This is a genomic window from Streptomyces sp. NPDC005494, assembly GCF_042872025.1.
Taxonomy (GTDB): domain Bacteria; phylum Actinomycetota; class Actinomycetes; order Streptomycetales; family Streptomycetaceae; genus Streptomyces.
In genome coordinates this window covers 99,637-120,009 of record NZ_JBIAJR010000016.1, presented here as the reverse complement: position 1 = coordinate 120,009, position 20,373 = coordinate 99,637, and the positions used below count along the sequence as shown (strand labels likewise).

Sequence of the window (20,373 nt, the reverse complement as noted above, 5' to 3'; positions counted from 1 at the left end):
TTCGAGAGCGGGGGGGGGGGGGGGGGCGGGGGCCCGGGGGGGGGGGCGGCCCCCGGGGGGGGGGGCCCCGCGGGGGGGGGGGGGCCCGCCCCCCCCCCCCGGGGGGGGGGGGGGGGGGGGGGGGGGGGGGGGGGCCCCCCCCCCCCCCCCCCCCCGCCGCTTGCTATGCAACGAGTTGCATAGAACGATCGGGGCATGGCGCTCGACCACGCGATCCTCGTCTCCCTGCTGGAACAGCCGGGCTCCGGCTACGAGCTGGCCCGGCGGTTCGAGCGGTCCATCGGATACTTCTGGACCGCCACGCACCAGCAGATCTACCGCGTACTGAAGCGCATGGAGGGCGACGGCCTGCTCGACGTCCGCGAGGTCCCGCAGGAGGGCAGGCCGGACAAGAAGGAATACTCCGTGGCCGGCCCCGGGCGCGCCACGCTCTCCCGGTGGCTGCACGAACCGATCGAACCCGAGAGCCTCCGCCACGACCTCGCCGTGAAGATCCGGGGAGCGGCGTTCGACGACCCGGCCGCGCTGGTCCGCGAGGTCGCACGGCACCACCAGGTGCACAGCGAACGGCTCGCGCACTACCTCGCCGGAGAACTGCGTGACTTCACCGGACCCGACGCCCCCGTACCGCTCGACGCCGGCCGGGAGCTGCAGCACGTCGTGCTCCGCGGCGGCATCGCGTACGAACGCATGACGGTCGCCTGGCTCGACGACGTACTCGCCACGCTCGACCGGCTCGGCCGCGCCCGCCCTCGCACCTGAACCCCACACACCCTCCCGCCCGCACCTCCCTCCGGAAGGCACACAGCCATGGCCGACCAGCTGCTGTTCAACCCGCGCACCTACGACCCGGCGCACTTCGACTCCGGGACCCGCAGGCTGCTGCGCGCCACCGTCGACTGGTTCGAGGCGCGTGGCAAGCGCCGACTCGTCGAGGACTACCGCTCCCGCGCCTGGCTCGGTGAGTTCCTCGACTTCGCGGCGAAGGAGAACCTGTTCGCCACCTTCCTGACCCCCGCGTCCGCCACGGAGAGCGAGGACGGGCGCTGGGACACCGCCAGGATCGCCGCGCTCAACGAGATCCTCGGTTTCTACGGACTCGACTACTGGTACGCCTGGCAGGTGACGATCCTCGGGCTCGGCCCGGTGTGGCAGAGCGACAACGCCGCCGCCCGCACCCGCGCGGCCCGGCTCCTCTCCGAGGGCGAGGTGTTCGCGTTCGGCCTGTCGGAGAAGGCGCACGGCGCCGACATCTACTCCACCGACATGCTTCTGGAACCGGACGGCGACGGCGGCTTCCTGGCCACCGGCTCGAAGTACTACATAGGCAACGGCAACGCCGCCGGCCTCGTCTCCGTCTTCGGCCGCCGCACCGACGTCGAGGGCCCCGACGGCTACGTCTTCTTCGCGGCCGACAGCCGCCACCCCGCCTACCACCTGGTGAAGAACGTCGTCGACTCCTCCAAGTACGTCAGCGAGTTCCGCCTCGACGGCTACCCGGTGGGGCCCGACGACGTCCTGCACACCGGACGCGCCGCCTTCGACGCCGCCCTCAACACCGTCAACGTGGGCAAGTTCAACCTCTGCACCGCCTCGATCGGCATCTGCGAGCACGCGATGTACGAGGCCGTCACCCACGCGAGCAACCGCATCCTCTACGGCCGTCCCGTGACGGCCTTCCCGCACGTACGCCGTGAGCTCGCCGACGCGTACGTCCGGCTCGTCGGCATGAAGCTGTTCAGCGACCGCGCCGTCGACTACTTCCGCTCGGCCGGCCCGGACGACCGCCGCTACCTGCTGTTCAACCCGATGACGAAGATGAAGGTGACCACGGAGGGCGAGAAGGTCATCGACCTGATGTGGGACGTCATCGCGGCCAAGGGCTTCGAGAAGGACACCTACTTCGCCCAGGCCGCGGTGGAGATCAGGAGCCTGCCCAAGCTGGAGGGCACGGTCCACGTCAACCTCGCCCTCATCCTGAAGTTCATGCGCAACCACCTGCTGGAGCCCGCGGCGTACGAGCCCGTCGGGACCCGGCTCGAAGCGGCGGACGACGCGTTCCTCTTCCGGCAGGGACCGGCCAGGGGCCTGGGCTCCGTACGCTTCCACGACTGGCGCCCCGCCTACGACGCCTACGCGGGGGTCCCCAACGTCGCCCGCTTCCGCGAGCAGGCCGACGCCCTGTGCGACTTCGTCGCCCACGCGGCTCCCGGTGAGGAGCAGGCCCGCGATCTCGACTTCCTGCTGTCCGTCGGCCAGCTGTTCGCGCTGGTGGTGCACGGCCAGCTGATCCTGGAGCAGGCCAGGCTGACGGATCTGGACGAGGACGTGCTCGACGAGCTGTTCTCCGTGCTGGTCCGGGACTTCTCCGCGCACGCGGTCGAACTGCACGGCAAGGACTCCGCCACCGAGGAACAGCAGGCCTGGGCCATCGCCGCGGTACGGCGTCCCGTCGTCGACGACGCCCGCGCGGCACGGATCTGGGAGCGCGTCGAGGCGCTCTCGGGGGCGTACGAGATGGCGCAGTAGGCCGACCGGGGCACAGGACGGGCTCCAGGCCGCATCGACTGCGCTCATGGGGGCATATGGAAGTCCCGCGGCCGGATTCGGCCCCTGCCATGAGGAGATGACCATGGAAACGGTCTGGGCCTGTCCCGCACAGCTGAACCGCTCGCTGGACGACGACCTGATCGAGTACGCGGTGGAGGCGGACGACGGAAACGTGGGTGTCGTCGTCAGGGTCTCCCAGGTCCCCGGCTTCGATCACCTGGTGGTCGACGCCGGAGTCTGGAAGTTCGGCAGAAGCGTCGTCGTGCCCGCGGGCACGGTGACCGCCGTCGACGACTCCGCCCGCGTGGTCAGGGTCGGGTGCACCAGGGAGCAGATCAAGGAAGCCCCGCGCTTCGAGCGGGACCAGGACACGGGTGACCTCTTCTACCTGCGGAAGCTGGGCACGTACTACGAGTCCCTGGAAGCCGCCCCGCAGTAGGGCGCACACAGGCGCCGGGTGGGATCAGGTGCCGGACCCCGTTCGGGGCCGGCACCCGGGATCCCACCCGGCGCCGTGCTGCTTCCGGTGACCGCTCAGGCGGTCTGGAGCCTGTCGTCCTGCTGGGGGCCGGTGTGCAGCCGCCCGGCCGCCGCCTCCACGGGGTCCACGCCGAGCATGGTGTCGGCGACACTCAGGGCCTGCGAGATCTCACGGGTGCCGGTCATCACACACAGCGTGTAGGTGGCGTCCTCCACGGCCTGGGCGGTGGCGCCGGTGGAGCGGCGGGCGTCCTCGATGCGGGCGTCGGCGTAGCGGGCCAGAGCGATTCGCAGGTCCTGCGGAACAGGGGTCAGCACAGCAGGTTCTCCTCGGAGTTCGATCCACGTCCGGTGCGGGCCACGCTTCCTCGCGTGGCCTTCCGCGTGTACCCGCCCACGAGCGGAGTACGCCTCCGCCTGCGTGTGCACCCTGCCCCGGCGCCCCCGGCGTTCTACCGTTCTCCGATGCGATCTGTCCCCTGGTGGGTCCTCATCTCCTCGATGTCCGCTCCGATCCTCCTTGTCGGAGGCTGGACGGTCTCGGCCGAGCTGCACGGGCCCGGCTACGACCCCGCGACCGCCACGATCAGCATCCTCGCGGCAGACGGCGCGGGCGGCTACTGGGTGATGACATCGGCCCTGCTCGCCCTGGGCGTCTGCCACGTGGTCACCGCCTGCGGACTGCGCCCCGCCGCACCCTTCGGACGGGTGGCGCTGGCCGGTGGCGGACTGACGGCGATACTGCTGGCGCTGTTCCCGGCGCCGAGCAGTGGCGGCTCCTTCGCCCACGGGGTGGTCGTGGCAACGGGTTTCTCGCTCCTCGCCCTGTGGCCGGTCCTCGCCGTGCCACGCGACGCCTTCGTACGGGGGAGCGCGCCGGAAGGAGGTACCACGTTCTGGCCGCGCCCCGGACCGCCGGCCGGCGGAAGGCCGCCCTGGGGGCTGCGCCCCGTGCCGTCCGCCACGGCCGCCGCGCTGATGTGGCTGGGCGGCGGCTGGTTCCTGCTGGCCCTGTTCTTCCTGGACACCGCCGGAGCGGCCGAACGCGTCATCACGTTCCTCCAGTCGTTCTGGCCGCTCGCGGTGGCCGTCTCGTGCTTCCGGCACACCGACGGCGAAGGGCGGGCGGCATGACCCGGCCCCGCCGCTCCGCTGCGCGCGGGAATCGACGGGGCCGGGTCGAGCGGTGCCGCGCGGGGGCTACGCCTTGCGGCCCACCGCCACGTATCCCGCGCTCACCACGTCGTCCTGGCCCGGGACCGGGTCACCGAGTTCGGGGTGCCACAACTCGGCTGCCACGATGCCGGGTTCGACGATGTCGAGCGGGGCGAAGAAGCGGGCGAACTGATCGCGGCTGCGCGGCGCGAGGGTGAGCGTGTTGGCCTTGTACAGCTCGTCGACCTTGCGGGCCTCCGCCGGATGGAAGTCGGCGGTGAGGTGCGAGATGACCACGTGGCTGCCCGGTGCCAGTACGTCCGTGAGCCGGTCCACCAGCTCGTAGGCGCCGTCCTCGTCGCTCACGAAGTGCAGGAGCGAGATCAACGACAGTGCGACGGGCTTGCCGAAGTCCAGGGTCTTGCCCGCGCGTTCGAGGATGGAGTCCACGTCACGCGCGTCCGCCTCCACGTAGTCGATGGCGCCCTCCGGCGTGCCCTTCAGCAGGGCTTCGGCGTGGGCGAGCACGATCGGGTCGTTGTCGCAGTACACGACGCGCGTGGTGGGGTCCTTCTGCTGGGCCACCTGGTGAAGGTTGGGCTCGGTCGGGATCCCCGTGCCGATGTCGAGGAACTGGCGGATTCCCTGGTCCGTCAGCCATCGGGTGGCGCGGTGCATGAAGGCCCGGTTCACCTTCGCCATGATCGGTACCCCGGGTTCGACGGCGAGCATCTGACGGCCCATCGCCTCGTCGACCGGGTAGTTGTCCTTGCCGCCGAGGAACCAGTCGTACATCCGCGCGGGATGAGGTCTGCTGGTGTCGATGCGCAGGGCGGGGGCATCGTTCTCCGGTCGGGACATGGCGGGCTCCAGGGGGTACGCGGCAGCGGATGATCAGCTTTCGAACAGAATAGGGAACGCGAGGGCCGAAAAGGCCGGGGAGGGCCCAACTGGGGCGCGCGAGGTCCATAACGTTTCGGGCCGGCCCGCGCACCGGGGCGGCGTGTGGGGGCACCGCCCCGGTGCGGGTGAGCGTGTCAGCTCGCTGTGCAGGTGACGGTGGGCCAGGTCCAGTTGCCGTTGGCCTGGATGGTGGCTCCCCATGTGTTTCCGCTGCCGTTGGGTTTGGCGGTGAGTACCTGGGAGCTGGGGTAGCTCGCGCTGATGTTCCAGGTGGAGAGGATCTTGGCGGGGGAGGGGACGTTCATGGTGACGGTCCAGTTGCTGGAGCCGGACACGGCGACGTCGAGGTTGTAGCGGTCGCTCCACCTGTTGCCGGCGGACAGCGTCGCGGTGCAGCTCCCCGTGCCGCCCCCACCGGTGCCGCCGCTGTCCGGAGCCACCGCTCGGCCGGTCCCGGGGGAGATCATGCCGGAGCAGAGCCCTCGGCCGGCCAGGCCCTGTGCGATACGCGGGATCGCGGCGAGTGTGTTGGCGGACCAGTCGTGCATGAGGATGACCTGCCCGTCAGTGAGGCGGGCAGCGGCCTGCACGATCGCATCGGTGCTCGCGCCGTTCCAGTCCTGGGAGTCCACGTCCCAGATCACCTGCGTGAGACCGTACTTGGCGGCGACCGACTGCACCGTCGAGTTCGTCTCGCCGTAGGGAGGGCGGAACAGCTTCGGCGTGCCGCCGCCCCCGGCGGCCACGGCCTGCTGGGTGCGGGAGATCTCGGAGTCGACCTGCGCCTGGCTCTGCTGGGTCAGATGCGGATGGGTGTAGCTGTGGTTACCGACCCACATGCCGGCGTCCACCTGCGCGCGCACCCGCGCCGGGTCGGACGCCGCGTACTGGCCCTGGTTGAACATCGTGGCCCGCAGGCCGTTCTGCTTGAGGGCGTTGAGCAGTCCCGGTGTGCTGCTGGACGGCCCGTCGTCGAAGGTGAGCCCGACGTATCCGTTGCAGGCGGCGGCGGAAGCCGCCTTCGCGGGCGTGGTGCCGGCGGCGACGGCGCTCGTCGCGGTCATCGCCGCGACGGCCAGCGCCGTGACCACGGAGCGTGCGGAGAGACGTGACGTGATCTGCATGGGGGGGTGGATCCTCCTCGTCCTGGTGGGACATCGGCAGGGCGCCCGGGATCGGGGCGCCGGCAGTCGAAGCAACCGGAGGGGCGGCGTACGGAGTGGCCGCCCCTCCGGCCGGGTTCGGTGTGCGTCAGCTCGCTGTGCAGGTGACGGTGGGCCAGGTCCAGTTGCCGTTGGCCTGGATGGTGGCTCCCCACGTGTTTCCGCTGCCGTTGGGTTTGGCGGTGAGTACCTGGGAGCTGGGGTAGCTCGCGCTGATGTTCCAGGTGGAGAGGATCTTGGCGGGGGAGGGGACGTTCATGGTGACGGTCCAGTTGCTGGAACCGGTCACAGCGACGTTGAGGTTGTAGCGGTCGCTCCACTTGTCGCCGGCGGACAGCGTTGCGGTGCAGCCGCCACCGCCACCGCCACCGCCGTTGCCGCCGCCACCGCCCGATGAACTGTCCACGGCGATGTTGGAGTTACCGCTGCTCTGGTAGCCCTCGGTCGCCATGATCATGTAGTTCATGGTGCCCAGGTTCATTCCGTTGCGTGCCCAGGCGTCGAAGTGGTTGCCGGTGGTGATGGTGCCGCCGGTCCGCTTCGACTGCCGGACGCTCCAGAACTGCTTGAAGGTCTTGTTGCCCTCGATGGAAGGGGCGTTGACCCGGGTCGTCTCGTAGATGTCGTAGGTACCGCCGTCGCTGGTGACGGTTCCCTTGAACGTGCCCGTCGGCCGGTAGGTGCCCCAGTTGTCGACGATGTAGTACTCGACCAGCGGGTTCGTCGACCACCCGTAGAGGGTCAGGTAGGCGTTGCCGGACGGGTTGAAGGTGCCGGAGTAGGTCACGCTCCTGCGGCCGCCGGTGCTCCAGCCCTTGCCCGCGACGAAGTTCCCGGTGTTGCTCCACGAGGTGCTGTAGCTGCCCCCGGAAGCGAGGTTCATCGAGACCGTGCCGGGGCTGTCGGTCCAGAACGAGTAGTAGTAGCCGTTGTTCGTGCCGGTCTGGTTCGAGTTCACGACCGTGTCGGCGTTGGCGGTGCCGGGCAGTGCCAGCACGGCCACCACGGCGGTCGCCATGGCGAAGGCGTTGCGGATGAACCGTCTGAAGCGGCTGCTCGTACGGCTCGTCGACTGTGCGGGTGCGTCGTTCATGTGCGTGCGTTCCTCCCTGTCCTCGTGAAGCCGGTGGGTTCCGGGCAGCGCGAGACACCCTCTGTGGGGCTGACGGTGAACATGCGATGACGGCGACCGCGCGTCGGTGACGCGGAACCCGGCCGGAGTGCCGGGCCCGAAGTGGGCCCGGATCGACAGTGGTTGAGGTCTGTCGACGGCGAACAGTGTTGATCCGGGCACAGGGGGTGTCAATAGTTTCGGCAGAGATTACGAAAGCGTCGTTGGATCAGGATGGGGGTGAAGAACGCATTGCCGCTGGTCAGTTGCACGTATGATTGGTTGTCGAGAGTTGCGGGAGGGCATGCCAAAGAATGTTGCGAAGGTGCGTGGCTATTGCTTTCGAAAGTTTCGGAGAGTCTTTCGGGCGGGATGTGCTGTCGCACCGGGGCCGGCGAACGGCGCGTGCATCCGGGCCGACCGGAACGTGAGCGAGGGAAGGCGAAGGCCACCGCATGCCGTATGCGGTGGCCCTCGGGGACGCGTGTGGTTTCGTCTACCGGCTGGACTCCTTGCCCAGATCCCGGAGTGCGGTGTTGAGTTCCAGGACGTTGACGCGGGGCTCACCCATGAAGCCCAGGACACGGCCCTCGGTGTGCTCGGCCACGAGCCGGGAGACCTGATCGACGTCGAGGCCGTTGCGCTCGGCGACCCGGTGGACCTGGAGCTCGGCGTACGCCGGGGAGATGTCCGGGTCGAGGCCGGAGCCGGAGGAGGTGACCGCGTCGGCGGGCACGTCCTCGGGCCGTACCGTGTACGAGGCGGTGGAGTTGTCCGCCACGACCTCGGCCTTGGCGTCGGTCACCCACGCGACGAGCTCCTCGTTGTCCGCGGAGCGGTTGGTGGCGCCGGAGAGGATCAGGGAGTACCCGGTGTTGACGCTGTTGGTGCCCAGGCCGTTCGAGGGCCGGGGCTGGAACCACTTCAGGTCCGGCTCCGCGGCCTCGTCCGCGTCCTCCTTCGGCAGGTCGTAGCGCTGCCCGATCAGTGACGAGCCGACCGTGCGGCCACTCGCGTCGCTGATCTCGGAACCGTTCGCCTTGTCGCCGAAGAACGCCTGGGCGACGCCGGTGACGGCGAGCGGGTAGAGGACTCCGCAGACGACGGTCAGGACGAGCAGGGCGCGCAGCCCGGCCCCGAGCAGCCGTGCGGTGTTCTTCAGGGAGGTGTTCATGATCGGTCAGCACGTTCCTGTTCAGGCGAGCCCGGGGATGAGGGAGAGGAGGAGATCGATGATCTTGATGCCGATGAACGGGGCGATCAGGCCGCCGAGTCCGTAGATCCCGAGGTTGCGCCGGAGCATCGTGTCGGCGCCCATCGGCCGGTACCGGACACCCCTGAGCGCGAGCGGCACGAGGGCGACGATGATCAGCGCGTTGAAGATGACCGCCGACAGGATCGCCGACTCGGGTGACGCGAGACCCATGAGGTTGAGCTTGTCCAGGCCCGGATACACCACCGCGAACATGGCCGGGATGATCGCGAAGTACTTGGCCACGTCGTTGGCGATGGAGAAGGTGGTCAAGGCGCCCCGGGTGATGAGGAGCTGCTTGCCGATCGCGACGATCTCGATGAGCTTGGTGGGGTCGGAGTCCAGGTCCACCATGTTCCCGGCCTCCTTGGCGGCCGAGGTGCCCGTGTTCATCGCCACGCCGACGTCCGCCTGGGCGAGTGCGGGGGCGTCGTTCGTGCCGTCGCCCGTCATCGCGACGAGCTTGCCGCCGGCCTGCTCGCGTTTGATCAGGGCCATCTTGTCCTCGGGAGTCGCCTCCGCGAGGAAGTCGTCGACCCCCGCCTCCTCGGCTATCGCCTTGGCGGTCAGCGGGTTGTCGCCGGTGATCATGACGGTCCGGATGCCCATCCGGCGCAGCTCGGCGAACCGTTCCCGCATGCCCTCCTTGATCACGTCCTTGAGGTGGACGACACCCAGGATCCGGGCGCCCTCCGCGTCCTCGACCGCGACGAGCAGGGGCGTGCCTCCGGCCTCGGAGATCCGGGCGGCGAGTGCGGCGGCGTCGTCCGCCACCGTGCCTCCGCGCTCCCTGACCCAGGCCATGACCGAACCGGCCGCGCCCTTGCGGGCCTTGAGGCCGTCCACGTCCACCCCGGACATACGCGTACGGGCGGTGAAGGCGACCCACCTGGCGCCGGTGAGCTCGTCCCGGTGCCGGGGGCGCAGGCCGTACCTCTCCTGCGCGAGCGCCACGATCGAGCGGCCCTCGGGGGTCTCGTCGGCGAGCGACGACAGCTGCGCGGCCCCGGCCAGCTCGGCCTCGCCGGCTCCCCGGACCGGGACGAGGTCCGCCGCCTGCCGGTTTCCGAGGGTGATCGTGCCCGTCTTGTCGAGCAGCAGCGTCGAGACGTCACCTGCCGCCTCCACCGCTCGTCCCGACATCGCCAGGACGTTGCGCTGGACGAGGCGGTCCATCCCGGCGATGCCGATCGCGGAGAGCAGCGCGCCGATGGTCGTGGGGATCAGACAGACGAGCAGCGCCGTGAGCACGATCATGGACTGCCTGGCGCCGGCATGGACCGCGAACGGCTGGAGCGTCACCACGGCGAGGAGGAAGACGATGGTCAGCGACGCCAGCAGGATGTTGAGCGCGATCTCGTTCGGGGTCTTCTGCCGCGACGCACCCTCGACCAGGGCGATCATCCGGTCGATGAAGGTCTCGCCCGGCTTGGTGGTGATCCGGACGACGATCCGGTCGGAGAGCACCTTCGTGCCTCCGGTGACCGCGCTGCGGTCGCCGCCCGACTCCCTGATCACAGGGGCGGACTCGCCCGTGATCGCGGACTCGTCGACGGACGCCACACCCTCGACCACGTCTCCGTCGCCCGGGATGATGTCGCCGGCCTCGCAGACGACGAGGTCGCCGATGCGCAGCTCGGTGCCGGGAACCTCCACCTCGTCGCCGCCGCTCAGACGCCGGGCCACCGTGCCGGACTTCGCCTGGCGCAGGGTGTCCGCCTGAGCCTTGCCGCGGCCCTCCGCGACCGCCTCGGCGAGGTTGGCGAAGATCGTGGTCAGCCACAGCCAGGCGGTGATGGCCCAGCCGAACCAGTCACCCGGATCCCTGAGCGCCAGCACGGTGGTGACCACCGAGCCGACGAGCACCACGAACATGACGGGCGACTTGACCATGACGCGCGGATCGAGCTTGCGCAGCGCGTCGGGGAACGACGCGAGCAGCTGCTTCGGATCGAAGAGGCCCCCGCCGACACGGCCCGGAGCGGCCGGACCGTCGCCGGTCAGGTCCTCGTGCGGGGAACGGGTGGGGGTGACGGTGCTCATGAGGCGAGCCCTTCGGCGAGCGGACCCAGCGCCAGGGCCGGGAAGTAGGTCAGACCGGTGAGGATGAGGATGGTGCCGACGAGCAGGCCCGCGTACAGGGGCTTGTCGGTGCGCAAGGTGCCCGCAGTGGCCGGAACGGGCGGCTGTTCGGCCAGTGAGCCGGCCAGTGCCAGGACGAAGACGATCGGGAGGAACCGGCCGAGCAGCATCGCGATGCCGATGGTGCTGTTGAACCACTGGGTGTCGGCGTCGAGCCCGGCGAAGGCGGAGCCGTTGTTGTTGGCCCCCGAGGTGTAGGCGTAGAGGATCTCGGAGAAGCCGTGGGCGCCGCTGTTGGTCATCGAGTCGCCGGGGGTGGGCAGTGCCAGCGCCACCGCGGTGAAGCAGAGGACCAGTGCCGGGGTGATCAGGATGTAGCAGGCCGCCAGCTTGATCTGACGGGTGCCGATCTTCTTGCCGAGGTACTCGGGCGTACGGCCGACCATGAGACCCGCGATGAACACCGCGATGACCGCCATGATCAGCATGCCGTAGAGGCCGGAACCGACACCGCCGGGTGCGATCTCGCCCAACTGCATGCCCAGCATGGTGATGCCGCCGCCGAGCCCGGTGTACGAGGAGTGGAAGGAGTTGACCGCACCGGTCGACGTGAGGGTGGTCGCCACGGCGAAGATGGACGAGCCGGCGATGCCGAAACGGTTCTCCTTTCCCTCCATCGATCCGCCCGCGAGGTCGGGGGCGGGGCCGTGGTGGGCGAACTCGGTCCACATCATCAGGGCCGTGAACGCGATCCAGATCGTGGCCATCGTGGCGAGGATCGCGTAACCCTGCCGCAGGTTGCCGACCATGCGGCCGAAGGTCCGGGTGAGCGCGAACGGGATCAGGAGGATCAGGAAGATCTCGAAGAGGTTGGAGAACGGGGTGGGGTTCTCGAAGGGGTGGGCGGAGTTGGCGTTGAAGTAGCCGCCCCCGTTCGTCCCCAGTTCCTTGATGACCTCCTGGGAGGCGACGGCGCCGCCGTTCCACTGCTGGGTGCCGCCCGCGAACTGCCCGACCTCGTGGATGCCGGAGAAGTTCTGGATCACACCGCACGCCACCAGGACCACCGCGCCGACCACCGAGACCGGTAGCAGGATGCGCAGGGTGCCGCGCACGAGGTCCGTCCAGAAGTTGCCGAGTTCGCCGGTGCGGGAGCGCGCGAATCCGCGCACGAGAGCCACGGCGACGGCCATGCCGACGGCGGCCGAGACGAAGTTCTGCACCGCCAGGCCGCCCGTCTGCACGACGTGGCCCATGGCCTGCTCGCCGTAGTAGGACTGCCAGTTGGTGTTCGCCACGAAGGACGCCGCGGTGTTGAAAGCCTGGTCCGGGTCGATCGACACGAATCCGAGCGAGCCGGGCAGGTGGCTCTGGACGCGCTGCAGTGCGTAGAGGAATAGCACGCCCACCGCGGAGAACGCGAGTACGCCGCGCAGGTAGGCGGGCCAGTGCATCGCTGCCGACGGGTTCGCGCCGATGGCACGATAGATCCACTTCTCCGGCCTGTAGTGCTTGTCGGAGGAGTACACCCGGGCCATGTGGTCGCCGAGCGGACGGTATGCCAGGGCCAGCGCGGAGATCAGCGCGAGCAGCTGGAGCACACCTGCGGTTACAGGGCTCATATCGGTGCTCAGAACCTCTCCGGGTACACGAGCGCGAGGACGAGGTACGTCAGCAGGGCGACGGCGACGACCAGTCCGGCGATGTTCTCGGCGGTCACAGCTTCGTCACCCCCCGTGCGATGAGTGCCACCAGCGCGAAGACCGCGATCGTGGTGGCGACGAAGGCCAGATCGGCCATCGTGAGCTCCTGTGTGAAGTGAAGGGAACCGAATCGGCCGGGGTGGCCGAACTAGAGCAAACCCCGAGGTCAGCCGCGCGTCGCACCCCCTTGACGGCCTCCATACGGGCCGGGCGGAGTTCTTGACGCGGTCCGTACGAACAGCTCCGGTGGTCCGTGACCCGGCACACTTTCTAGTGCTCCTGGGTATTTGCCTAACCGTCCTAGGTAAATGCATAATCGGACTGGCCGGGGCCGAACGGGCTCGGCCGAGGTGAGGAGCCGGCGTGGCAAGAGTGGGTCTGACAGCGGAACGCCTCACGAAGGCGGGCGCGGAGCTGGCCGACGAGGTCGGCTTCGACAAGGTGACCGTCGCGGCACTCGCCCGGCAGTTCGGTGTCAAGGACGCGAGCCTCTACTCGCACGTGAAGAGCTCCCAGGACCTCAAGACCAGGATCGCCCTGCTGGCTCTGGAGGAACTGGCCGACCGTGTCGCGGCGGCGCTCGCGGGGCGCGCCGGCAAGGACGCCCTGGAGGCCTTCGCGCACGCCTACCGCGACTACGCCCGGGAGCATCCCGGCCGCTACGCCGCGGCGCAGCTCCGGCTCGGTCCGGAGGAGGCGGCGGCCAGTGCCGGGGGCAGGCACGCGCAGATGACCCGGGCGATCCTGCGCGGCTACGACCTCACGGAGCCGGACCAGACGCATGCGGTACGGCTCCTGGGCAGCGTCTTCCACGGCTACATCAGCCTGGAGAGCGGCGGCAGCTTCAGCCACAGCGCCCCCGGTACGGAGGAGACCTGGTCCAGGGTCCTGGACGCGCTCGACGCCCTGCTGCGGAACTGGCCCGCGCCCTGACCAGGGGGCGCGCTCCCTACAGGCGTGCCCTCTCCACGGGCGTGCCCTCTCCACGGGCGTGCCCTCCCTGCGGGCGTGCCCTCCCCACAGCAGCAGGACGAACAGATTCAGAGACGAAGGCAGCCGAAGATGAGCACCCACCCCGAGCTGATGACCACGCCCCTCACCGAGAAGCTCCTGCGTGGGGCCCTCGATCTGGAGCGGACCGAACACGGTCTGCGGCCGCACCGGCTGCCCGCCCCCGTCCGTGCCCGGTACGCCGACGGCCAGCTGGCCATGGCCGAGGCCCAGCCCGCCGGCGTACGGCTCGTCCTGCGCACCCGGGCCACCGTCGTGGAGCTGGACACCCTGCCCACCAAGCGGGCGTACACCGGCGCCCCGCCCCGTCCCGACGGGATCTACGACCTGGTGGTCGGCGGCCGCCTCGCCGGCCAGGGCACGGTGGCCGGGGGCAACACCCTGGCCATCGACATGGCCACCGGCTCGGCGGAACTCCTGCCGGGGCCGGTGGGCACCGTGCGCTTCAGCGGTCTGTCCGCGGACCTGAAGGACATCGAGATCTGGCTGCCGCACAACGAGGCCACGGAGCTGGTCGCCCTGCGCAGCGACGCCCCCGTCGAGCCGGCGCCCGACCGGGGCCGTCCCGTGTGGCTGCACCACGGCAGCTCCATAAGCCATGGCTCCGACGCCGCGAGCCCGACCACCACCTGGCCCGCATTGGCCGCCGCCCTCGGAGGTGTGGAGCTGATCAATCTCGGCCTCGCCGGCAGCGCGCTGCTCGATCCGTTCACCGCCCGCACGCTGCGTGACACCCCCGCCGACCTGATCAGCGTGAAGATCGGAATCAACCTGGTCAACACCGACCTGATGCGCCTGCGCGCCTTCACCCCGGCCGTCCACGGCTTCCTCGACACGATCCGTGAAGGCCACCCCACCACCCCGCTGCTGGTCGTCTCTCCAGTCCTGTGCCCCATCCACGAGGACACCCCGGGCCCCAGCGCACCGGACCTCGGTGCCATCAGCGAGGGGCGGCTGAGCTTCCGTGCCGCCGGTGACCCTGCCGAGACCGCCGCCGGAAAACTGACCCTGAGCGTCATCAGGGACGAGCTCGCCCGCATCGTCACGCAGCGGTCGGCAGAGGACCCGAACCTGCACCACCTCGACGGCCGGGAGCTCTACGGCGAGGCGGACTTCGCCGAACTTCCGCTCCCGGACGCACTCCACCCCGATGCCGCCACCCACCGTCGCATGGGCGAGCGCTTCGCCGAGCTGGCGTTCCGCACCGCGGGCCCTCTGGCCGTCCCGGGGGACTGAGCGAAGCCGCGCGCGGTCGCCGCGGGGGCCGTCGCCGTGAACTGAGTGGCGGAGGGGAGCGTGGGGGAACCGGGCGCGCGGGCCCTTTCGAAACCGCTTTCGCCGCCGGACCGCGGCGCGTATTCTCCGGTGCGGTGAGTGATCCGGAGGAGCTGAGGCATGCCCGGTAGTCCGAGCGCGCGCTGACGTCCCAGGCCGACATCGGCCCGTCATCGCGTGCTGCCCCTGTCACGCGGCACAGCGATCCTCCCTGCCCCCGGACCCGCCCACGGCGCCTGCCGTCCGTCCGGGCCGCAGGCCTCGTGTTCCGGCGTTCCCAGAGGTATCCCATGCCGTCCTCCTCCGCTGGGCCCGATTCCGGCCGCCCGGCTCCGCCGAGCCTGTGGCGGGACCGGGACTTCCGCAGGCTCTGGGTGGGCCAGACAGCCTCCCAGCTCGGCGAGCACACCAGCCTGATCGTCCTGCCGCTGTTCGCGGTGCTGACGCTCGACGCGGGTGCCGACCGGATCGGCGCGCTTCGCGCGGCGGGCCAGGTGCCGGTCCTGCTGCTCTCGCTCGTCGCCGGCGCGTGGGTGGACCGATGGCGGACCCGTACCGTGATGGTGCTGACCGACATCGGCCGCACGGCGCTGCTGGCCTGCGCGGCGGCAGCCGGCTTCCTGGGACTGCTCGGCCTCCCGGCTCTGTTCGCCACCGTCTTCCTGGCCGGGGCCCTGTCCGTCTTCTTCGACGTGGCCTACCAAGCCTCCCTCGTACGTCTGGTGGACCGCGAGCATTTGCTACGGGGCAACAGCGCACTCGAGGGCAGCCGGTCCGCCGCGCAGTTCGGCGGCCCCGCCCTGGGGGGCGCGCTGGTGTCGCTCCTGTCGGCGGCGGCCGGTGCCGCGGCGGGCGCGGCCTTCTTCGCCCTGTCCTTCCTGTCGATCAGGGGGATCCGCGGGGGCGAATCCACACCCACGTCATCCACACCCACGTCATCCACACCCACGTCATCCACACGCACGTCATCACAACGGCCCGTCCCGATGCGGAGAAGGATCCAGCAGGGTCTCGCCTTCGTGGCCGCGGATGTCTCGCTGCGGACCGTGGCGCTCGCCTCCGCCGCCTTCCAGTTCTTCCTCGCCGCGACCCTGACCGTCCAGCTCCTCTTCCTGCCGCGTGAACTGCACCTGTCCGGCGCCGCCGTCGGCCTGGCGCTCGCCGCGACGGGGCCGGGAGCGCTGGCGGGCTCGCTGCTGGCCGCCCGGCTGCCGCGCCGCTTCGGCTACGGCCCCGTACTGGTGTACGCGGCCGGAATCGGCGACGCCGTGATGCTGTGCGTGCCCGCGCTGCACGGATCGTCCGCCGTGACGGTCCCGGTGCTGCTGGCCGTGAACGCCGTCTTCGGGGTGTTCGGTCAACTGGTGAACGTCACGGTCATGGCGGTGCGGCAGGCCGTGACCCCGGACGGGATGCAGGGCCGGGTGGCCGCGACGGTCAACTTCGCCGGACTGGGCCTCGCGCCCCTCGGTTCGCTGCTCGGCGGACACCTCGCGCAGGAGTGGGGGCTGCGCGGCGGTCTCCTGGCGGTGACCGCCGGAATGCTGCTCTCGCCGGTGCTGTTCGCGTTCTCCCCACTCGCCCGCATGGGACGGTCCCTGCCTCAGGAGGGCGCGGGATGAAGTCCTCGGCGCGAAGTCTCGCTCACGCGAGGACCCGCCCTCAGCGCGGAACGGACGCGGTGCCGGCTGAGCCAAACGGCTGCGCGGGGGAGAGGGGCGGTTGAGAGCCGGAACCTGCGAGGGCATTCTTGGACAAAGGTCGCGAAATGCAGGTTCGTGGGCGACCTGCCCAGGCAGGGAGGACGAGTGATGGGCCCATGAGCACGCAGGAGGCGGGCGACGCGGGTCCGGCTCCGGACGGCGACGAGCCGACCTCGGCGAATGCCGGTGACCAGAGGCCCGCCGGCGTGCCCTCGGACGATGTCCGCTGCCGGATCCTGGAGCAGCTGCCGGTTCCGGTCGCCTACTTCGGCCGTGACCAGCTGCTGGCCGTGGTCAACGCGGCGGCGGCGGGCGCGGTGGGCAGGAGCGAGGCGTCGCTGCTCGGGCTGCTACCGGGGGAGGTCGAGCCCGGGCTGGTCCTCGAGGGCGGCGAAGGGCTCGCCGAAGCGGTCGCACGGGTCATGAACACCGGTGAGGGCGAGCCGTACGAGACGCACCTCGTCGTGCAGGACGCCGAGCACATCTGGCAGGCGGCCCTGTCGCCCGTACGCGACGCCGCCGGCGAGGTCCAGGGTGTGTCCGTCGTGACGCTCGACACGACCGAGCAGTTCTGGGCCCGGCGGCGCCTGGCCGTACTGACCAAGGCGAGCATGCGGATCGGCAGCACCCTCGACGTGGGCCGCACCGCCGAGGAACTGGCCGAACTCGCCATCGAGGACTTCGCCGACTTCGTGACGGTCGACCTGCTCTCCGAGGTGCTCACCGGTGACGAGGCCCGCTCCGTGCTGCACAGGGAGAAGATCACCTTCCGCCGGGTGGCCCAGCGTTCCGTGCTCGGAGACTCCCCCGAATCCGTCGTCCCGCTCGGAGAGCTGCACGACTACGACCGGGAATCGGTCGTGGGCCGCGCGCTGACCCGCGGGGAACCATCCCGCTGTTCGGTCGACGAGGAGTCGCTCCTGCGGGGGTGGACCGAGGACCCGGCACGGGCGCAGAGCCTGCGCGACAACAAGATCCATTCGGTACTGGTGGTTCCGCTGCGGGCCCGAGGGGTCATCCTCGGCACGGCGTTGTTCTGCCGGCACAGGACACCCGGCGCATTCGTCACCGCCGACCTCCAGCTCGCCGCAGAACTCGGCTCGCGGGCCGCCGTCTGCATCGACAACGCACGGCGCTACACCCGCGAGCGTGCCACGGCACTCGCCCTGCAGCGCAGTCTGCTGCCGCGCCGCGCCGCACGCCAGCAGGGTGTCGAGGTCACCGCCCGCTATCTCCCGAACACCGACGGCCCGGGCATCGGCGGGGACTGGTTCGACGTCATCCCCCTCTCCGGTGCCCGCGTCGCCCTGGTCGTCGGCGACGTCGTCGGCCACGGCCTCCACGCCTCGGCCACGATGGGCAGGCTCCGCACTGCCGTACGGACGCTCGCCGACGTCGACCTGGCCCCGGAGGAACTGCTCACCCAGCTCGACGACCTGGTGATGACACTCGACCGGGAGCAGCCCCCGGACAGCGCCGAAAGCGCCACGGTCGCCGGCGCGACCTGCCTCTACGCGGTGTACGACCCGGTGACCGGGCGCTGCACGATGGCCAGGGCGGGGCACCCCGAGCCGATGCTGGCCAGGCCGGACGGCAGTGTCGAGCAGCTGGCCCTTCCCGCCGGTCCACCGCTGGGAGTGGGGGGGCTGACCTTCGAGGCCGCCGACTTCGAACTGGCCGAGGGCAGCCGGCTGGCGCTCTTCACGGACGGGCTGACCGAGACGGCGGGCCGTGACACCGACGCCGCACTCGCCGAGCTGCGCGGTCTGCTCGGGCACCCCGCGCAGTCGTTGGAGGAGACCTGCGACACCGTCATGGACGCCATGGTGCAAGAGCAGTCGAACGACGACGTCGCCCTGCTGCTGGCCCGCACGTGCCGCCTGGACGCGGGTCACTACGCCTCGTGGGACCTGGTCGCGGACCCGGCCGTCGTGTCCAACGCACGCAAACGCGCCTCCGCCCAGCTCTTGGCATGGGGCCTGGACGACGCCGTGTTCACGACGGAGCTGGTCGTCAGCGAACTGGTCACCAACGCCATCCGCTACGGAGGCGAGCCCATCCAGCTCCGGCTCATCAGGGGCACCGCCCTCATCTGTGAGGTCGTCGACGGCAGCAGCACCGCCCCGCACCTGCGCCGCGCCCGCATCTTCGACGAGGGAGGACGCGGCCTCCTGCTCGTCGCCGGCCTCACCGAGCGCTGGGGAACCCGCTACACCGCGACGGGAAAGACCATCTGGGCGGAGCAGCCGCTGCCCGGCGCCGAAGAGGCCGACCTCGTCTGAGGCCCGCCGCCGTCAGCCCCGGCAGGCTGGGCGTCCGTGCGGTGCGGGCGACGGCCCGCTTCCACGCAGGGAAGCCGGTGAGCCGGGCCAGGCGGCTCCCTGTCCGGGGGAGCCGCCTGACGGCAGATCAGGCCGCCGGTGCCGGGTAGGTGGGGTACTCCACCCCGGAGACGTGCTGGACGACCCGGATGACCTGCGAGGAGTAGCCGAACTCGTTGTCGTACCAGAGGTAGAGGATCGCGTTGTCGCCCTCCACCTTGGTGGCCCCGGCGTCGACGATCGACGCGTGGCGCGAGCCGATGAAGTCGCTCGACACCGCGTCCGGCGCGGTGATGAAGTCGATCTGGCGCCGGAGCGGAGAGGTGAGCGACACGTTACGGAGGTAGTCGAGGACCTCCTCGCGGCTGGTCCCCCGCGCGAGCTGCAGATTGAGGATCGCGATCGAGACGTCCGGCACCGGTACGCGGATCGAGCTGCCGGTGATCTTCGCCTGGAGGTCGGGCAGCGCCTTGGTGACGGCGGAGGCTGCACCCGTCTCGGTGATGACCATGTTGAGCGGCGCCGAGCGGCCACGGCGGTCCGAGTTGTGGTAATTGTCCAGGAGGTTCTGGTCGTTGGTGAACGAGTGGACGGTCTCCACATGGCCGCGCAGCACGCCGTACTCGTCCGCCATCGCCTTCAGCGGCGGGACGATCGCGTTGGTGGTGCAGGAGGCGCAGGAGATGATCTGCTCGTCCGGCTTGATCACGTCGTGGTTGACGCCGTGCACGATGTTGGGGACGTCGCCCTTGCCGGGGGCGGTCAGGACGACCTTCGCGATGCCGGGCCGCAGGTGCTTGGACAGGCCCTCGCGGTCGCGCCACCGGCCGGTGTTGTCGATGAGGATGGCGTCCTTGATGCCGTACGCGGTGTAGTCCACCGCCGTCGGGTCGTCCGAGTAGATGACCTGGATCTCGTTGCCGTTGGCGATGATCCTGCTGTTCGCCTCGTCGACGGTGATCGTGCCCTGGAACTGGCCGTGGATCGAGTCGCGGCGCAGCAGTGAGGCGCGCTTGACGATGTCCTGCCCGGCACCCTGGCGTACGACGATGGCGCGCAGCCGCAGGCCGTTGCCCGAGCCGGTCTTCTCGATGAGGAGGCGGGCCAGCAGGCGGCCGATGCGGCCGAATCCGTAGAGGACCACATCGCGCGCCTCGCGGCGCTCCGTCTTGTTGTCGCCGGTGGCACCGGCGACGGCCTCCGCGGTGAAGTCCTCCACCGACAGGCCGCGGTCGTCGGTCCGGTACGTCGCGGCGAGCATGCCGAGGTCGATCTGCGACGGGCCGAGGTCGAGCGCGGTGAGTGCGTGGAGGAAGGGCAGCGTCTCGGTGACCGAGAGCTCCTCGCCGGCTATCTGGCGGGCGAAGCGGTGGGTCTTGAGGATGCTGACCACCGACTTGTTCACCAGGGAGCGGCTGTGGAGGAGGACCGTCACGTCCCGCTCCCGGTGCAGCTTTCCGATGATCGGGATCATCGACTCCGCGATCTCCTCGCGGGTCTTCCAATTGGTGAACGAGTCCTCGGTGGCAGTCACAAGTCCATCTTTCGAGCTAGGCGGTGCTCATATGTTAACCGCACCCGATTTTGATCATGCAATCGGTGGTCGAGTCCGAGGTCATCGCCGTACCGGACGGCGTCCAGGGCCGGTCCCTCGGCGGGCAGAA

At 70.2% G+C, this 20,373-nt stretch carries 17 protein-coding genes; 8 read left to right on the top strand and 9 right to left on the bottom strand.

What is annotated here, in order from left to right:
- The first annotated feature begins 195 nt into the window (after positions 1–195).
- The 3 genes from ACFYQ6_RS33415 to ACFYQ6_RS33405 all read left to right on the top strand — a co-directional run bounded on the left by ACFYQ6_RS33415 (position 196) and on the right by ACFYQ6_RS33405 (position 2,989).
- Positions 196–762 (top strand): PadR family transcriptional regulator, encoded by a 567-nt coding sequence (locus ACFYQ6_RS33415; RefSeq protein WP_361581460.1) that lies wholly within the window; start codon positions 196–198, stop codon positions 760–762.
- A 48-nt stretch (positions 763–810) separates the two neighbouring features.
- The gene (locus ACFYQ6_RS33410; protein WP_388766594.1) at positions 811–2,529 is read left to right on the top strand and encodes an acyl-CoA dehydrogenase family protein; all 1,719 of its coding nucleotides are present in this window, start codon (positions 811–813) and stop codon (positions 2,527–2,529) included.
- Between the two features lie 103 nt (positions 2,530–2,632).
- Positions 2,633–2,989, top strand: a complete 357-nt coding sequence (locus ACFYQ6_RS33405) for a hypothetical protein (protein ID WP_361581454.1) — start codon at positions 2,633–2,635, stop codon at positions 2,987–2,989.
- 95 nt (positions 2,990–3,084) lie between these two features.
- Here ACFYQ6_RS33405 and ACFYQ6_RS33400 read toward each other — a convergent pair whose 3' ends face one another.
- The gene (locus ACFYQ6_RS33400; RefSeq protein WP_361581452.1) at positions 3,085–3,348 is read right to left on the bottom strand and encodes a DUF5133 domain-containing protein; all 264 of its coding nucleotides are present in this window, start codon (positions 3,346–3,348) and stop codon (positions 3,085–3,087) included.
- A 147-nt stretch (positions 3,349–3,495) separates the two neighbouring features.
- Here ACFYQ6_RS33400 and ACFYQ6_RS33395 point away from each other — a divergent pair, with 147 nt between their 5' ends.
- Complete coding sequence (locus ACFYQ6_RS33395; protein WP_388766590.1) at positions 3,496–4,164, top strand: DUF998 domain-containing protein; 669 nt, start codon at positions 3,496–3,498, stop codon at positions 4,162–4,164.
- Positions 4,165–4,230: 66 nt separating this feature from the next.
- Here ACFYQ6_RS33395 and ACFYQ6_RS33390 read toward each other — a convergent pair whose 3' ends face one another.
- The 7 genes from ACFYQ6_RS33390 to kdpF all read right to left on the bottom strand — a co-directional run bounded on the left by ACFYQ6_RS33390 (position 4,231) and on the right by kdpF (position 12,416).
- Positions 4,231–5,046, bottom strand: coding sequence for an SAM-dependent methyltransferase (locus ACFYQ6_RS33390; RefSeq protein ID WP_361581446.1), 816 nt, complete (start codon positions 5,044–5,046; stop codon positions 4,231–4,233).
- 176 nt (positions 5,047–5,222) lie between these two features.
- On the bottom strand, positions 5,223–6,212 hold the full coding sequence (locus tag ACFYQ6_RS33385; RefSeq protein ID WP_388766588.1) for a polysaccharide deacetylase family protein: 990 nt from the start codon (positions 6,210–6,212) through the stop codon (positions 5,223–5,225).
- A 127-nt stretch (positions 6,213–6,339) separates the two neighbouring features.
- On the bottom strand, positions 6,340–7,269 hold the full coding sequence (locus ACFYQ6_RS33380) for a glycoside hydrolase family 11 protein (RefSeq protein WP_361581508.1): 930 nt from the start codon (positions 7,267–7,269) through the stop codon (positions 6,340–6,342).
- 589 nt (positions 7,270–7,858) lie between these two features.
- Positions 7,859–8,536, bottom strand: a complete 678-nt coding sequence (locus tag ACFYQ6_RS33375; RefSeq protein WP_388766586.1) for a potassium-transporting ATPase subunit C — start codon at positions 8,534–8,536, stop codon at positions 7,859–7,861.
- A 21-nt stretch (positions 8,537–8,557) separates the two neighbouring features.
- On the bottom strand, positions 8,558–10,657 hold the full coding sequence (kdpB, locus tag ACFYQ6_RS33370; RefSeq protein WP_361581438.1) for a potassium-transporting ATPase subunit KdpB: 2,100 nt from the start codon (positions 10,655–10,657) through the stop codon (positions 8,558–8,560).
- Entirely contained in the window at positions 10,654–12,318 is a 1,665-nt protein-coding gene (kdpA, locus tag ACFYQ6_RS33365) for a potassium-transporting ATPase subunit KdpA (RefSeq protein ID WP_361581435.1), read from the bottom strand. The genes kdpB and kdpA overlap by 4 nt, the downstream gene beginning before the upstream one ends.
- Before the next feature lie 8 nt (positions 12,319–12,326).
- A complete protein-coding gene (gene kdpF / locus ACFYQ6_RS33360; RefSeq protein WP_361581432.1) occupies positions 12,327–12,416 on the bottom strand; it encodes a K(+)-transporting ATPase subunit F in 90 nt (29 codons plus the stop codon).
- A gap of 346 nt (positions 12,417–12,762) precedes the next feature.
- Here kdpF and ACFYQ6_RS33355 point away from each other — a divergent pair, with 346 nt between their 5' ends.
- From ACFYQ6_RS33355 to ACFYQ6_RS33340, 4 genes are all read left to right on the top strand, one after another.
- Positions 12,763–13,332 carry a TetR/AcrR family transcriptional regulator gene (locus tag ACFYQ6_RS33355; protein ID WP_388766583.1) on the top strand — a complete coding sequence of 190 codons (570 nt, stop codon included), beginning with the start codon at positions 12,763–12,765 and terminating at the stop codon, positions 13,330–13,332.
- A 129-nt stretch (positions 13,333–13,461) separates the two neighbouring features.
- Positions 13,462–14,646: an SGNH/GDSL hydrolase family protein gene (locus tag ACFYQ6_RS33350; RefSeq protein WP_388766581.1), complete on the top strand. Its 1,185-nt coding sequence runs from the start codon at positions 13,462–13,464 to the stop codon at positions 14,644–14,646.
- A 329-nt stretch (positions 14,647–14,975) separates the two neighbouring features.
- On the top strand, positions 14,976–16,307 hold the full coding sequence (locus ACFYQ6_RS33345; protein ID WP_388766579.1) for an MFS transporter: 1,332 nt from the start codon (positions 14,976–14,978) through the stop codon (positions 16,305–16,307).
- Between the two features lie 197 nt (positions 16,308–16,504).
- Entirely contained in the window at positions 16,505–18,670 is a 2,166-nt protein-coding gene (locus tag ACFYQ6_RS33340; protein WP_388766576.1) for a SpoIIE family protein phosphatase, read from the top strand.
- Between the two features lie 127 nt (positions 18,671–18,797).
- Here ACFYQ6_RS33340 and ACFYQ6_RS33335 read toward each other — a convergent pair whose 3' ends face one another.
- Positions 18,798–20,243, bottom strand: a complete 1,446-nt coding sequence (locus tag ACFYQ6_RS33335; protein ID WP_361581418.1) for a glyceraldehyde-3-phosphate dehydrogenase — start codon at positions 20,241–20,243, stop codon at positions 18,798–18,800.
- Between the last annotated feature and the right edge of the window lie 130 nt (positions 20,244–20,373).

What these genes read in the sequence shown, in the direction of transcription:
- ACFYQ6_RS33395 (WP_388766590.1), top strand. Translation starts at nt 3,496, where the DNA reads ATGCGATCTGTCCCCTGGTGGGTCCTCATCTCCTCGATGTCCGCTCCG.
- ACFYQ6_RS33415 (WP_361581460.1), top strand. Translation starts at nt 196, where the DNA reads ATGGCGCTCGACCACGCGATCCTCGTCTCCCTGCTGGAACAGCCGGGC.
- ACFYQ6_RS33390 (WP_361581446.1), bottom strand. Translation starts at nt 5,046, where the DNA reads ATGTCCCGACCGGAGAACGATGCCCCCGCCCTGCGCATCGACACCAGC.
- ACFYQ6_RS33350 (WP_388766581.1), top strand. Translation starts at nt 13,462, where the DNA reads ATGAGCACCCACCCCGAGCTGATGACCACGCCCCTCACCGAGAAGCTC.
- ACFYQ6_RS33405 (WP_361581454.1), top strand. Translation starts at nt 2,633, where the DNA reads ATGGAAACGGTCTGGGCCTGTCCCGCACAGCTGAACCGCTCGCTGGAC.
- kdpB (WP_361581438.1), bottom strand. Translation starts at nt 10,657, where the DNA reads ATGAGCACCGTCACCCCCACCCGTTCCCCGCACGAGGACCTGACCGGC.
- ACFYQ6_RS33345 (WP_388766579.1), top strand. Translation starts at nt 14,976, where the DNA reads ATGCCGTCCTCCTCCGCTGGGCCCGATTCCGGCCGCCCGGCTCCGCCG.
- ACFYQ6_RS33340 (WP_388766576.1), top strand. Translation starts at nt 16,505, where the DNA reads ATGAGCACGCAGGAGGCGGGCGACGCGGGTCCGGCTCCGGACGGCGAC.
- kdpA (WP_361581435.1), bottom strand. Translation starts at nt 12,318, where the DNA reads ATGAGCCCTGTAACCGCAGGTGTGCTCCAGCTGCTCGCGCTGATCTCC.
- ACFYQ6_RS33410 (WP_388766594.1), top strand. Translation starts at nt 811, where the DNA reads ATGGCCGACCAGCTGCTGTTCAACCCGCGCACCTACGACCCGGCGCAC.
- ACFYQ6_RS33375 (WP_388766586.1), bottom strand. Translation starts at nt 8,536, where the DNA reads ATGAACACCTCCCTGAAGAACACCGCACGGCTGCTCGGGGCCGGGCTG.
- ACFYQ6_RS33380 (WP_361581508.1), bottom strand. Translation starts at nt 7,269, where the DNA reads ATGGCGACCGCCGTGGTGGCCGTGCTGGCACTGCCCGGCACCGCCAAC.
- ACFYQ6_RS33385 (WP_388766588.1), bottom strand. Translation starts at nt 6,212, where the DNA reads ATGCAGATCACGTCACGTCTCTCCGCACGCTCCGTGGTCACGGCGCTG.